Origin of the sequence: Rhizobium sp. BK529, assembly GCF_014194105.1 — a bacterium.
GTDB lineage: Bacteria > Pseudomonadota > Alphaproteobacteria > Rhizobiales > Rhizobiaceae > Rhizobium.
This window is the reverse complement of the sequence record NZ_JACIAU010000003.1, coordinates 77,179-90,125: the sequence shown is the minus strand read 5'-3', so window position 1 is coordinate 90,125 and position 12,947 is coordinate 77,179. Positions and strand designations below refer to the sequence as shown.

10 protein-coding genes are annotated in these 12,947 nt (G+C 58.3%); 5 read left to right on the top strand and 5 right to left on the bottom strand.

The features are described 5' to 3' along the window. Window positions 1-178: 178 nt before the first annotated feature. Window positions 179-1,396 (top strand): NnrS family protein, encoded by a 1,218-nt coding sequence (locus FHX08_RS20370; RefSeq protein ID WP_132658400.1) that lies wholly within the window; start codon window positions 179-181, stop codon window positions 1,394-1,396. 600 nt (window positions 1,397-1,996) lie between these two features. Here the strand turns inward: FHX08_RS20370 and FHX08_RS20365 are convergent. The 4 genes from FHX08_RS20365 to FHX08_RS20350 all read right to left on the bottom strand — a co-directional run bounded on the left by FHX08_RS20365 (window position 1,997) and on the right by FHX08_RS20350 (window position 6,129). Beyond that, entirely contained in the window at window positions 1,997-2,269 is a 273-nt protein-coding gene (locus tag FHX08_RS20365) for a transposase (RefSeq protein WP_132658401.1), read from the bottom strand. A 7-nt stretch (window positions 2,270-2,276) separates the two neighbouring features. Continuing rightward, window positions 2,277-3,722, bottom strand: a complete 1,446-nt coding sequence (locus FHX08_RS20360; protein ID WP_132658403.1) for an HlyD family type I secretion periplasmic adaptor subunit — start codon at window positions 3,720-3,722, stop codon at window positions 2,277-2,279. Window positions 3,723-3,736: 14 nt separating this feature from the next. Next, on the bottom strand, window positions 3,737-5,452 hold the full coding sequence (locus FHX08_RS20355) for a type I secretion system permease/ATPase (RefSeq protein ID WP_132658405.1): 1,716 nt from the start codon (window positions 5,450-5,452) through the stop codon (window positions 3,737-3,739). A 104-nt stretch (window positions 5,453-5,556) separates the two neighbouring features. Continuing rightward, on the bottom strand, window positions 5,557-6,129 hold the full coding sequence (locus tag FHX08_RS20350) for a PE-PGRS family protein (RefSeq protein ID WP_132658407.1): 573 nt from the start codon (window positions 6,127-6,129) through the stop codon (window positions 5,557-5,559). A 529-nt stretch (window positions 6,130-6,658) separates the two neighbouring features. Here FHX08_RS20350 and FHX08_RS20345 point away from each other — a divergent pair. The 4 genes from FHX08_RS20345 (at window position 6,659) to FHX08_RS20330 (ending at window position 12,079) form a co-directional block, all read left to right on the top strand. Beyond that, entirely contained in the window at window positions 6,659-7,747 is a 1,089-nt protein-coding gene (locus FHX08_RS20345) for a hypothetical protein (protein ID WP_132658409.1), read from the top strand. Window positions 7,748-8,453: 706 nt separating this feature from the next. Continuing rightward, window positions 8,454-9,188: a LuxR C-terminal-related transcriptional regulator gene (locus FHX08_RS20340; protein WP_409527414.1), complete on the top strand. Its 735-nt coding sequence runs from the start codon at window positions 8,454-8,456 to the stop codon at window positions 9,186-9,188. 223 nt (window positions 9,189-9,411) lie between these two features. Then, entirely contained in the window at window positions 9,412-10,914 is a 1,503-nt protein-coding gene (locus FHX08_RS31560; RefSeq protein WP_245508407.1) for an alpha/beta hydrolase, read from the top strand. A gap of 292 nt (window positions 10,915-11,206) precedes the next feature. Further along, complete coding sequence (locus tag FHX08_RS20330; protein WP_132658413.1) at window positions 11,207-12,079, top strand: alpha/beta fold hydrolase; 873 nt, start codon at window positions 11,207-11,209, stop codon at window positions 12,077-12,079. Between the two features lie 119 nt (window positions 12,080-12,198). On the opposite strand, the gene FHX08_RS20325 is transcribed toward FHX08_RS20330, so the two are convergent. Continuing rightward, window positions 12,199-12,876 carry a class II aldolase/adducin family protein gene (locus FHX08_RS20325; RefSeq protein WP_132658415.1) on the bottom strand — a complete coding sequence of 226 codons (678 nt, stop codon included), beginning with the start codon at window positions 12,874-12,876 and terminating at the stop codon, window positions 12,199-12,201. Between the last annotated feature and the right edge of the window lie 71 nt (window positions 12,877-12,947).

The following is a 12,947-nucleotide window of genomic DNA, read 5'->3' as shown; positions in this document are numbered from 1 at the left end:
CGCGAGCGTAAGCCGCCCGGTCGAGAAGGAAGGTAGTAGAAACCCCGCAAGACTCTTTGATATGGAGCAAACTGACTCTTTGTGTCAGCGCAAAGTTCTGCTGTCGCTGTTTGCGTATTCTCAATGACCACCCTGGCAATCTTCGGCATTGCTGTGTCGTCAATTTGGAGACACGGAAATGAAAAACACTTCAGGTGCCGCGCGAGATCTTCCGCGCGGCATGTTGCGAACCGGCCCGGTCCTCTTCTCCTACGGCTTCCGGCCCTTCTTTCTGGCGTCCGCGCTCTGGGCCATCCTAAGCATCACCCTATGGGTGGCCAATCTTGGCTTCGGCGTCCCTGTCGCATCGGATTACGGAACATTGTATTGGCATGCGCATGAGATGCTGTTCGGTTTCGCGCCAGCGGTTCTGGCAGGCTTCCTGCTGACGGCCATCCCGAACTGGACTGGACGCCTGCCGATCGCCGGCAGGCCGCTGGTCGTCCTGTTTGCGATCTGGTGCGCCGGTCGCATCACCATGCTGCTCAGCGGCCCGATCGGGATCGTTCCGGCCGCCGCCGTCGACAGCTTGTTCCTGCCGGTCATGCTCTTCATCTGCGGGCGTGAGGTCGTGGCTGGAAAAAAATGGAAGGATTTGAAGGTCATTGCGGGACTTTTCATGCTTTCGCTTGCAAATGTGTTTTTTCATATCGGGGTCATCGAAGATACGAGCCCAGGACTTGCGATCCGTTTTGGGATTGGTGCCTATGTGCTGCTCGTGACGATCGTCGGAGGCCGGATCCTGCCCAGCTTCACGCGCAACTGGATCAATCAGTTCGGTCGTACGGATTTTCCGGTGCCCTATAACAGTTTCGATGCGGCAACCATCATCATCGGCGCGGTCGTACTTCTTCTATGGGCATGCCTGCCGGTCTCGACGGCAACTTGCGGGACGGCGGCTGTCGCGACCGCGCTCAACATGGCGAGGCTCCTTCGCTGGCGTGGCTGGACCACATGGCCGGAACCCATTCTCTTCGTCCTGCACGCCAGCTTCCTGTTCGTGCCGGTCGGTTTTGCCGCCATTTCACTTCAAGCCTCCGGGTGGCTGCCCGAAGTGGCCGTGCTGCACATCTTCGCGATCGGCACGATTTCGATGATGATGCTCGCAGTGATGACGCGGGCAACGCGCGGCCATACTGGGCGGAAACTGAAAACGAGCCGGATGACCAATATTTCCTACATCCTGCTTGGCTGCATCGCTCTTGTTCGCCCGCTTGCCGAGCTCGTCCCTGGGCTTAGCATGGAGATCCTTGCGGTGGCGGCGATCGGTTGGACGGCGGCCTTCGGACTGTTCGTGGTGGAACATGCGCCGCTCCTGTGGTCGGGACGCAAGCCTTTGACGATAAAGGGAGGGTGAGGTGATTTTGCCGGCATCGGCGGCCCAGTATGGTTCATATATTCCGTCAGGCGCTGCGATGAATGACTTGTTTCAGCTCAGCGAGCGCCAGATAACGCCCGTGGAGGCTAGCCGCCGCGGTGCCGGAATAACCCTCTCCGAAATCCCAATTGCGCGGTACATTAGCGGCGGCGATCGCATGGCACCAGTTCTCTCAGCCGCGTTCGAAGGTGAAGCCTGCGCGGCCGCGCTTGCTGGCGGCGACCGAGGAGAGATAGGTCACCTTGCCAAGCCATCGCCTTCATCTGCATGCTGGCATTGAGCTCCATGTAAACGGCGGTAAACACCACTTCGTACAGCGCGCGCGACGACTGGGCTGCCATGTCCCAAGCGTGATATAAATGCTTGCATCCTGGCGGATTCATAACAAGGAGCGATTTCCGAGCCGCTGGAATAAGTTAAATGCTGTTGCTCCCGACCCTTGTAGTCGGCGTCCCTTAGATCACCTCGTTGGCAACAGGACCATCCTCGTCGACAGCTTCTCAGGAGATTCGTCGGTCGTCAATGTGTGGGATCAGGGCCGAAAACCGAGCGACAAATCCCTCTGTTTGGACGTTGCTTTCAGCCCTTCGACGTCTTCGCCAGCATCTCACTCAGCGTTGCCGCCGAGAGCATGGCTTCGGCCAAGAGCTTCTTGAGCTTCTGGTTCTCTTCCTCCAGTGCTCTCATCTTTTTGGCATAGAGATTGACATTTCCATATTGCAGGGATTGCCACCGGTAGAAAGTCGGCTCGCTGATACCGTGCCTGTGGCAAACATCGGCCACCGTCACGCCGGCCTGATGCTCTCTAAGAATGCCTGTAATCTGGTCGTCGTCGAATTTTCTCTTGCCCATCACAGCTTCAGTCCTCACGAAATGCTCTATTGAAACTGTCGAGGAGTGGTCTTACGGCATAGAACGCTACGCTGCTCTGGCCGGTTTCGATCAATGTCTGTGCGGGCATGCCCGCGACCAGTTCGACATCACGCATTTTCGCCAGTCGCTCGTCCGTCACACGGATTGTCGCGGCAAAGTAGGGCTGACCGGTCTGCGTATCGGTGAGACGGTCGGCCGAAACATACTCGACCCGACCTTTCAGGAGCGGAACGCGCCGTTGATTATATGGGAGGAGATGAACCTGCGCCTCGAGCCCGGCACGGACGAGGTTCATGTCTTCCGGTCTGACGTGGACGGACACGATAAGGCGATCGGAGCGCGGCAAGAGATCGACGAGAGGTTCGCCCGCGCCAATCACGCCACCTGTCGTGTGGATGCGCAGGTTCATAATCGTTCCAGCTTCGGGAGCCCGGATATCAGTCCTCGCAAGCTGGTCGTCGATCGCCCGCAGACGTTCGCGCAGCTGCATGATCTGGCTTTCCGTATCGCGCATGCCCTGAGCGACTTCATTCAACCGGTCGCTCTCGAGCTTTGCGATATCGGCTTGGGCCTCACTGATCACCTGGAAGGCACGGGAGATCTGTGCGTCGACTTCGCCCTGCTGGCCATCAAGGTCGGCTTTTTCCCGCTGGAGGTTGAGAAGCCTGCTCTTCTTTTCCAGCCCCTTCGCGCTGAGTTCAGTTACCTGATCCAGCTCTTGGCTCGAAATTGTGGCCCTGTCGGCCAGTGATGCCTTCTGCGCGCGAAGTCCGACGATTTCCTGCCGCACCTGGGCGATTTTTTCGTTAGTGATGCCGATTTCGGCCTGCATGACCCGGCGGCGGGCTTCAAAAATCTTCTGTTGCCCGGTCAGGATCGCGCCGACCGTGGGATAGGTATTCATGGCTGCCTTGAGGTCGTCAGGATAATCGACGTGGTCGGCGCCCGTCTGCTCCGCAAACAGCCGGGCGCGGCTTCCTTCGGCGTCCCAAAGCTGCCCCTGGATGCTGTCGCGCTCCGCGCGGGACTTCGTGTCGTCAAGTTCTATCACGATTTGCCCGGCCATGACCGCATCGCCATTCTTGACCAGTATGCGCCTGACAATGCCGCCTTCCAGATGCTGGATGGTCTTGCGGCTGGTCTCCGGTTCGATGACGCCAGAGGCGACCGCCGCGCTTTTCAGGGGCGCGAAAACCGACCAGATCCCCAGTCCGATGACGAAGACGAGGAGCAACAGATTGCCCATCCAGACGACGCCGCTGAGCACCGGCATGGGCGAGGGGGGAGCGGGTCCGCGGTGTTTCGCTTCGATGACAGGTGCATAGACCTTCGATTGCCCGGCTGTCGCCGGCGACCGCCGCGCGAGCCGCTGGACCGTCCGTGACCAATCTGAAAATCTCGCTGGCTTTGCGGTCAGTTGAACAAGGGTCATGGCGGCGTCCTTCCCTACGTTCCTGTCCGAGACGGCGGCTGGAGATAGGTGTCATAGATCCGGTCGCTGTCGCCGAAGGCAGCCACAGTTCCGTTGCGCATGATGGCGATCTTGTTGGTGACCGGCAGTATGCCCATGCGGTGGGTTATGATGACGATCGTCATCCGTCGGGCTTTCATTCGCTCGATTGCCGCAAACAGCATGCGTTCGCCGTCATAGTCCAGGCTCGAATTCGGGTCGTCGAGAACGATGAGGGACGGGCTTCCATAGGCCGCGCGCGCCAGGCCGAGCTGCTGGCGCTGAGCGCGCAGGAGCAGGTTCCCGCTTTCGCCGATATCGGTCTCGTAGCCCTTTGGCAGCCGCATGATCGCGTCGTGCAGCCCGACAAGCTTTGCGGCGTCGATCGCCTTGCCGGGATCACCGCCGTCCAGCCGGCCGATCACATCCTTGATTGCGCCCCCGAACAGCTCGATGTCCTGCGGCAGGTATCCGACATGGCGGGTTCCCCCGCAAAGGCGTAAAGCCGAGATATCGACTCCGCCGAGAAGGGCGCATCCGCTCGTTGCCTGCACGACGCCCGCCATGACGCGGCCCAGCGTCGACTTTCCCGATCCGGACGGGCCGATGAGCGCGACGCAATCGCCAGGCGCCAGGCGCAATGTGATATCAGTCAATATCTGCCTGTTGGCCACGGGCAGGGTATAGCTTACGTTGTGAAGCACGAGGCCGTTGGGTTCAGGCAGCGGCACCATCCGGGCGTCGCGTTCCGATGCAACAGTGATCAGCATATTGGTCAGGCGGTTGAAGGCATTGCGCGCAAAAGTAAAGGAGCGCCATGCTCCTATTGCGCCCTCGATCGGTGCGAGCCCGCGCCCGAGCAGCAGGCTTGCAACGAAGATTATGCCGGGACTGCCGCTATTGATGAGCACCAGCCATGTGGCCGAGCCCATCATGAGGATCTGGGCGAGTGTGCGGATCGATTTGGAGAAACCAAGGATGATCTCCGTGCGATGCATCGCGACGTCCTGCGCCCTTCTTGCCATTTCGGCATCGCGGTAGACCATCAGGGCCGCGCCATCCTGCATGCCCATTGCCCTGATGACTTCGATGTTCTTGAGCGCGGTCGCAAAGCGCAGATAGCTCCGCGAAAGGGCGAGATTGGCGTGGGAAAGCGGCCCCTGCGTCGCCACTTCCGTCAGGAAGGCAAACAGCAGAAGTGCAAGTGCGCTTAGGAGGCCGATTGTCCCGAGCAGCGGGTGAACGAGAAAGAGCAGGAGCAGGAATAGTGGCGCCCAGGGAACGTCGAAAAACAGCGAACTCGCCGGTGAATCGAGGAACTGACGCAATACGGCGAGATCCCGGTAGCATTCCGTGGCGGCGCCCGCGTCGGCGCAAGCAGCGTATTCGAACGATGCCGTCAGCACCATGGGCCGCAGCCTGTGGTCCAGCCAGCTGCCAATGCGCGAAAGAGCTGCCCTGCGCAGGATATCCAGCATGGATCCGACGAGCACGGCGACAGCGATGATCATCGTCAGCATCAAAAGCGTGTCGACGCTTCGGCTCGACAGGACCCTATCGTAGATCTGCAGGAGGTAGATGGATGGTGCCAGAAGAAAAAGATTGTAGCCGCAGCTATAGAGGAAGACGAGCCCGAAGGCCCCGACGCAGGCCCGAAGCGCGACAACGAGATGTGTCTGCGGACGCGATGGCTTTAAGGAAATCGTTGCCATTATCAGATCTCGCTGCATTTGATACTGACAAGAAAAAGCTGCCGGCCGGTTCAGCGACCCTTGGGGGCCGCCAGTCGAAACCGGCGACCCCAAGGGCGATGGGTTCATGAGCCGAGATGGCTGACATCAATATGGCCGAAGGCGTTGATGAAATGATCGAGAGCATTGTTCACCGTCGTCGTTTCGGGATTTGTGTGAACCACTGCTGACGAGATATCGCCGCCGAGAGCGTTGTTGCCGTTGCCGCCGTTGCCGCCAACGCCGGCAAGAATCGTGGCATGCTGGTCTGCCATGAGCTGCGTATATTGTGTCGCGGTCGTACCGGCATTCACCGTAGCTGTGTCGCCGCCGCTCGTATTTCCTTGATCCCCGTTGGAATGGGCTTCTCCGCCCGCGCCGCCAGCGCCGCTGGTCAGCGATGCCAGGAAGCCGTTCTGGGCCTGGCTGAAGCCACCGGCCCCACCGCCGCCGGCGTCCCAATCTGCCGTCTGCCAAACGTGGTCCCCGTTGTGCAGATGAGTATCTGCCCCGTAGACCGTTTGCGTGGGATCCACATAGGCAACCGGGTTGTAGTTGATGTTGCCATTATTGATGCCATCGCCGCCGTTGCCGGCATTTGCGTCACCAGCATCAGGGTTGTGGAGATAGATCGTGTCAGACAATTGTGGAATAGGCATTGATGTCACTCCTTCTACTTCGTTTCGACTTTGATTCTTTTTACGGTGTCCCCCTTACGGCGCAGGTATTCGATGCCGCCGCCAGCCAATACAAGCCGCGGTCGAATATTGTCTGCGATTTAAACTTAAAACTATCTAGATATTTGTCGACGTTCCTTTGGGCGTATACTTGGAGCGAGCGGCGGCGTTGTTTCGCATTACCATGCCCGCAGGCATGGCATAATCTGCGGCCTCGCCCAAGCAACGGGTGCCAGACAAAGCGTGTCGGGGGCCGACAACGGCTTGCCTTCTGCCGGAAGAGTCGGGCGGAGGATATGAGATCTGCAGCTCTAGAACCAGCATAACGCGATGCTGCGGCGGTGACGGCCAGATGGCTAGGCCCTAGCCGAGAGGATGTAGACGAATTACAGGCTCCGCTTTTCCTGCGTTCATAGGCACAATGGTTGAGCAATTCGGGGATTGAACAAATTCAGGCTGCATACGCGATGCGTGCGGTGGATGAGCGGTTGGCTGCGGAATGGAGACGGTAATGACGGAAATACGTTCCTTACTGGAAGACCTGCCTAAAGCGGGCACCGACCAAAACCCCGCCTACAACGTGGCCGCGGGGCATTTGGCACTGGTGCCGACCTGGCTTCCGCTGGATGTCGTTTCCGGTCCGAGCCCCAATTCAGCCGGTGGCGGCGGCGACGGGATCAGCGAAGGCCTGATCAGCAGCAATGCACTGGCTGTCTTTATGCCATCCAATGCCGCTATTGTCGGACCGCATTCGACGGCCGACGCCCTTCAGGGCAATAACGCAGTCATCAACCAGCATTCCACCGAAATGGCCGGGATAGGCGGAAATGGCGGAAGCGGCAATGTCGTAATCGGCGGCGGTGAGGGCGGCAATCATGCCGGCACCGGAGGCAGCGGGCTCTTCTACGGCGGGCTCGTCAGCACTGAAGCCGCAGTGTTTGCTCCCGTGAATGCGGCTGTGGCTGCAGGCCCCGGCGCAGCGGCTCATGCCGACCAGTCGAATAACGCCTTGTTCCTGCAGGGCGCAACCCAGATGGGCGGTATCGGCGGTTCGGGCGGGGATCATGACGTTGCGGGCCACGGGTCGTCGCTGAGCCCGGGAACGTCGCTGACCTTCACGGGCGACAATTACGCGGGCCATGGCGGCGATGGATATTTCATCGGCAGCATGGTGGACGTGAGTATCGCCATCTTCTCGCCGATCAACATCGCCATCGGCGCCGCAGGTGGCTCGGCGGAGGCTCATCAGACAAACAATGTGATTTTCGATCAGGGTACTGTGCAGATCGCCGGCATCGGCGGGAACGGCGGTGGCTTCAACCTGTCGTCAGACACGATTTTTACCGGCAACCATGCCGGCGGCGGCGGCGGGGCGGGATTGTCGACCGGCAGTATGGTCGACGTCAATTTCGGCTATTTCCATCCCATCAACATAGCCGTTCCTGCCGGCGGGACGGCGGATGCCCAGCAGATCGATCATGTTCTCTATGATCAGCACGCGCTTCAATTGGCCGGCATAGGTGGACATGGCGGAGGGGGCAACCTCATGGACGCCCATTCGGCGCTCGTAGACGACATACTAAGCTTCATGCATAGTTAGCGGATAGACGCCAACGCGTATTGCGAAGACTCGACTGCATGAAACCGTTCTTCGTGCGATTTTAAAATCATGTCGGATCACTCCCAGCTTTCGTCTCCCTAGCCGGCGTGGCACGAAACGGTGGCCGGCTCCCCGCATACCGTACGCTCCTTTGTTCCGCCGGTCTTTCGGCGCGTGAACAATGCTGCCGTAGAAGAAGGTGAAAATCGGTCTTAATGCGCCAGAATGGTGCGGCGCTCGAATAATCATAACGGGTAATCGGCGGTCATCGCCCAGTTGTTACTATTTGCGTCGTCAGTTTTGCTGTTGAGGTCCACAGCTACTTTGGATCAGTATTCGAAAATAAGGCAAAACGACCGGAAGACCGCAATATCGCAGCAAGCTTTACTGGATCGGCCCTGCAGCAGATCGGTTGCCTTTTCAGTGCCTTTGAAAGTTTTGTTGACGTGCTTGCGCTACGTGAATTCGGCGAAGACAGGAAGGTTGCAACGACAAGTCTATACAAAAGTTTCTCAAAAAAGAGGCTTTCCATTGTACTCTGCGGAACCAGTTGTCTCTCGCTTGGATGTTATAGACTATAAGAATTATCATGAGAGATCAGGCTATTGGCATCGAGAATACACTCGCTTTTTTATCATGACATGAAGCGAGATCAGGAATAATATGTACTGCTGTTGGGTTGCAAAATATTCTGGAGAGCACGCACGTGTCCAACAGTGCTGGAAAACGCCGCACAGGGCGTAATGCACCAACTGTCATCGTTATCGAGCATTCTACGCTGGCGCGTACGACCGTCGTTAAGCTTCTTGAGCGCGAACTCGCCGGGTGGAATTTTATCGATATGATATCGACCGAGAGTCTCGATAGAGCTCTTGGTGCCGAGGTGCGTTTGATTGCATTAGATCTGGCCGGCAGAAGTGTTGAGAGCACCGGTCTGCGTGACGATCTCGCGGCAATTGCCGCACGGTTCCCTGAGGCTCCTATCACGTTGCTCTCAGGTACCGACGACGTCAATATAGCCCGTCAGGCGCTCAAGATGGGCATCCGCGGCTTTTTCTCGACTTCGCTCCCCATAGACATTGCCCTTGCCGGTCTTCGTCTCGTTCTGGCGGGAGGAACGTTCTTCCCGCAGCTGTTGGGAGCTGTGACAAACGGCTCAAACGAGCATAGTCCGGCCAGAAGTGAGGCCGAAAAAACCCTGGATGACAGGACGCAGTACCTGGCGATTGCCGATTTCACGCCCCGGGAGGCGGATGTGCTTGCAGCATTGCAATGCGGCTTCTCAAATAAAGTAATTGCCGGAAAACTCAATTTGTCTGGGCATACGGTAAAGATGCATTTGCAACATATAATGCGCAAGTTGCAGGCGCAGAACCGCACGGAAGTGGTTGCCCGCTTAGGTCAGAGAGCCGGCGGCGGGCATGATGCCTCGCCGAGTTAGTCGAAACGGCGACCTTACAAACCAGACGAAATCACCGAAGATTTCTTGTCCAAGCGGCTCAGCGGTTTTTGACGATCGCTCAAGGCACCAGTGCCACGGTGCTGAAAGATTCCAAGACGCGATAGCCCCATGCCCTAGGATGGCGGTGCCATTCCGGCGGCAGATTTCATCTTGAGCTGCATTGTTCTAAACTGTCCTGAACACGTCGTCGGGTTGGTGTATCATGGCAGGCCAGCTAACCATTCAGGTGTTGGGCGACATCAACGTTCGGCAGGGGGAACAGCTTCTGCCACTGCCACAGTCGAAGAAAACGCGCGCTCTTCTCGGCTATTTGGCCGTCATCGGTAGGCCCCAGCGTCGCGAGCATCTTTGCAAGATGTTCTGGGAGATTCCAGACGACCCACGGGCTTCCTTGAGATGGAGCCTCCACAAACTCAGGCCAATCGTGAATACTGAGGATCATGTGCGTCTCCATACGGACTACAGTTCCGTTTTCCTCAGGCCCGAGACCATTGATGTGGACTTCACAGGCATGGCTTCCCTCCGGCCCGCTGACCTCGACGTGTTAAGTACGGAGACATTGGAGTCGCTTGCCAGCACATTTCGCGGTGAATTTCTCGAGGGCCTCTGTCTGCCCCACTGCCCAGACTTTGAAGCGTGGCGGCTATATCATCGAGATATGGCACTTCGGGCGCATGCGGGAATTCTGCGTGCTCTCATCCCCCGCCTTCAAGGCAATCCTGAGCGCGTGCGCCTTCAATCACTGGTGCTCGATCGCCTTGTCGAAGAGATTGCCGACGCCGATCCGCCGGCGCAGCGGTCGGAACCTTCAATCCCGGGGACTAAACTGCTAGAGGATTGTCGCAATGCCACTGACCGGTTGCCCAGACATTCACGGCCTGCATCAGATCTCATCTCGCGGACTTTTGAAGCGGATGTCCAATCGCCATCGGTGACAACCAGCAGGAGATCGCAGGAAATTCGCTTCTGCAGAACCTCCGACCGGGTGACAATTGCTTACGCGGTGTGTGGACACGGATCACCAATCGTGCGAGCCGCACATTGGATGTCGCATCTTCAGTATGATTGGGAAAGTCCGGTGTGGAGGCACTGGATCGACGCCCTCTCGGAGAAAACGAAACTCATACGCTATGACGAACGCGGCACCGGGCTTTCGGATTGGGTTGCTGAGGATATTTCGTTTGCGGCGATGATTGCCGACCTGGAGGGCGTGGTTGATGCGGCAGGCCTCGACCGATTCACACTGCTGGGCGTATCTCAGAGCTGCGCCGTCTCTGTAGCTTATGCCGTTCGACATCCCGAACGCGTTTCAGGGCTCATTCTATACGGAGGATTCGTAAAGGGCTGGCGCAAGCGACGTGATAGCCATGAGATAGCTACGCATGAGGCAATGACTGCATTGATCCGGGAAGGATGGGGCCAGAACAATCCGGTCTTCCGGCACCTGTTCACCGCAATGTTCATTCCGGGGGCCGACCAGGTGCAAATGGATTGGTTTGACGAACTGCAACGCATTTCGGTGTCACCCAGCAACGCAGGTCGTTTACATGAGGCATTCGGAGATATCGACGTTTCGGATGCGCTGTCTCAGGTGACGGTCCCGACGCTCGTCTTGCACGCAAGAAAAGACGCTGTCGTCCCGTTCCAGTCCGGAAGGGAGTTTTGCAACGGGCATTGCTGGGGCTCGATTTGTCGATCTCGATAGCGCCAATCACATTCTCCTGGCCAACGAACCCGCCTTTGAGCAGTTTGTTCTCGAAGTATCCCGCTTCGTCGCCAAAACACAGGCTAATGTTCTATCTCCCTGACGTGCAGCTGACCGCGGAGGCGTCGTCAACTGGGCAGGACGCCCCCCTCTTGCAGCTCTGTCGCACCCGACTGTGTCGCTCTTTCAACGATAAGCCCGGCATTTTCAACGGATCCTCCCACACTCTTTCCCACGCGCGCGGCATAACATGCTTCTCGTTATATTCGACGCGGGCAGGGAGAGCACGACGATGAAGGTCCATAGCGTAACTGGTGGCGCAGGATTGCGACTGCATGTTCGCGAGTGGGGAAGAGAGGACGCACCGTCGATCCTCTTCATCCACGGGTGGTCACAGAGCCATCTCTGCTGGAAGAATCAGTATGAAAGCAGGCTTGCAGATGATTTTCGCCTCGTCGCCCTTGACCTGCGCGGCCACGGCATGTCGGACGCTCCCCTTGACGCGGGTTCTTATACCGAACCGCAGCTTTGGGCAGACGATATCGCCGCGGTCATAGACGAACTCAAGCTTGGCAATCCGATCCTTGTGGGCTGGTCCTACGCCGGCTTCATTATTTGCGACTATCTCCGCGCCCACGGAACTGCGCATGTTGCGGGCATCAACTTTGTGGGCGGGGCAACTACGCTCAATAAGGCGGCGTTCGGTACCTTAATTGGTTCGGGTTTCCTCGATCATGTCATTGGGGCCACGAGCGACGACCTGCCCGGCAACATCGCAGCAATCCGCAAATTCGTGCGTGCTTGCACATATTCGCAACTGCCTGCCGACGTATTCGAAACGGCAATTTGCTGGAACATGATCGTGCCAGCGAAAATCCGGGCAGCCCTGCTGGCCCGTGAGATCGATTCTGACGCCGTGCTGACTGCACTTGCGGTGCCTGTCCGAGTAACCCACGGCCGAGAGGACACGGTGATATTGCCGGCGATGGGCCGGCACCTTCTGGCATTATGCCCTGGAGCTACGGCATCGTGGTATTCCGCGACGGGGCACGCACCTTTTCTGGAGGATTCCAGTAGGTTTAACAATGAGCTCTACCATTTTGCATGTGACGTCCATTCCCCGAGGGTCTGCGTGGCGGCGAAGCAACGGCAGGCATCGCGATGAACAGACCGTACTGCCGGAGAGACCAGACACTTTCGCGTCATGATACCATGGCATAGGCTCGGGTCGGCTGCGGCGACTGCTTTTCCTCTGAAAGCCTTGCGCCATCGAATTCAAGGCTCTCAGGCTGGCAGCTTGGCGGCGTGATAGTCCCACACTTTCTGTAGAAGATTTGGCTTCCAGAGATTTGCGGAGATAGCGGCGATCTGCTGGTCCGTAAGGACTGTTGGCTCGCCGATCTGCTCGGCGCGGTGCTGCCGCTCGGCGTTCTCCTCGAGATAGACGGCGAGCACGAATGCTTCGAGAATGTCGCCGGCGGCAATGACTGCGCCGTGGGACTTGAGCAGCGCGACCCGGTTTGAGCCTATGGTCTTGGCAAGTTCTTCTCCGAGCGGACGGGTGTTGATCGAGGCGATGGTCGAAAAGACCCGGATCTCTCCCAGCACGGCCGCCTGCATGATGACCGGTCGCACCGGCTTGTCCGTCGCGCTGAAGAGGGTCGACCAGAGCGGATGCGCGTGGATGACGGCGTTGACATCTGGGCGGCGCCGATAGATCTCCGAGTGGATATGAAACTCCATAGGTGGCTGGCGATCGTCCTCGATCGTCCTTCCGTCGAAGTCGACGGCGATGATATCGCGTTCGCTGAGGGCGCTGCGTATGGAGGCACCGGAGTTGATGAGCATGCGTTCGCCGGGCAGGCGCAGGCTGGCGTGGCCGTTGAAATCGATGATGCCGGCCCGTTCGAGCATCAGGATTGCGCGTGCGAGCCTGCTTCTTTGATTGATGTCTTCCGTCATGGTTGCCCTCCGGAACAGGGCCTGCCGAAACGACTGCGGCCGCACGGATGGCGGCCACATCGTTGGTCAGG

Bases quoted from the DNA above. Each gene is read 5' to 3' on its own strand.
- FHX08_RS20345 (WP_132658409.1), top strand. From the start codon at position 6,659: ATGACGGAAATACGTTCCTTACTGGAAGACCTGCCTAAAGCGGGCACC.
- FHX08_RS20330 (WP_132658413.1), top strand. From the start codon at position 11,207: ATGAAGGTCCATAGCGTAACTGGTGGCGCAGGATTGCGACTGCATGTT.
- FHX08_RS20365 (WP_132658401.1), bottom strand. From the start codon at position 2,269: ATGGGCAAGAGAAAATTCGACGACGACCAGATTACAGGCATTCTTAGA.
- FHX08_RS20370 (WP_132658400.1), top strand. From the start codon at position 179: ATGAAAAACACTTCAGGTGCCGCGCGAGATCTTCCGCGCGGCATGTTG.
- FHX08_RS20325 (WP_132658415.1), bottom strand. From the start codon at position 12,876: ATGACGGAAGACATCAATCAAAGAAGCAGGCTCGCACGCGCAATCCTG.
- FHX08_RS20355 (WP_132658405.1), bottom strand. From the start codon at position 5,452: ATGGCAACGATTTCCTTAAAGCCATCGCGTCCGCAGACACATCTCGTT.
- FHX08_RS20360 (WP_132658403.1), bottom strand. From the start codon at position 3,722: ATGACCCTTGTTCAACTGACCGCAAAGCCAGCGAGATTTTCAGATTGG.
- FHX08_RS20350 (WP_132658407.1), bottom strand. From the start codon at position 6,129: ATGCCTATTCCACAATTGTCTGACACGATCTATCTCCACAACCCTGAT.
- FHX08_RS31560 (WP_245508407.1), top strand. From the start codon at position 9,412: ATGGCAGGCCAGCTAACCATTCAGGTGTTGGGCGACATCAACGTTCGG.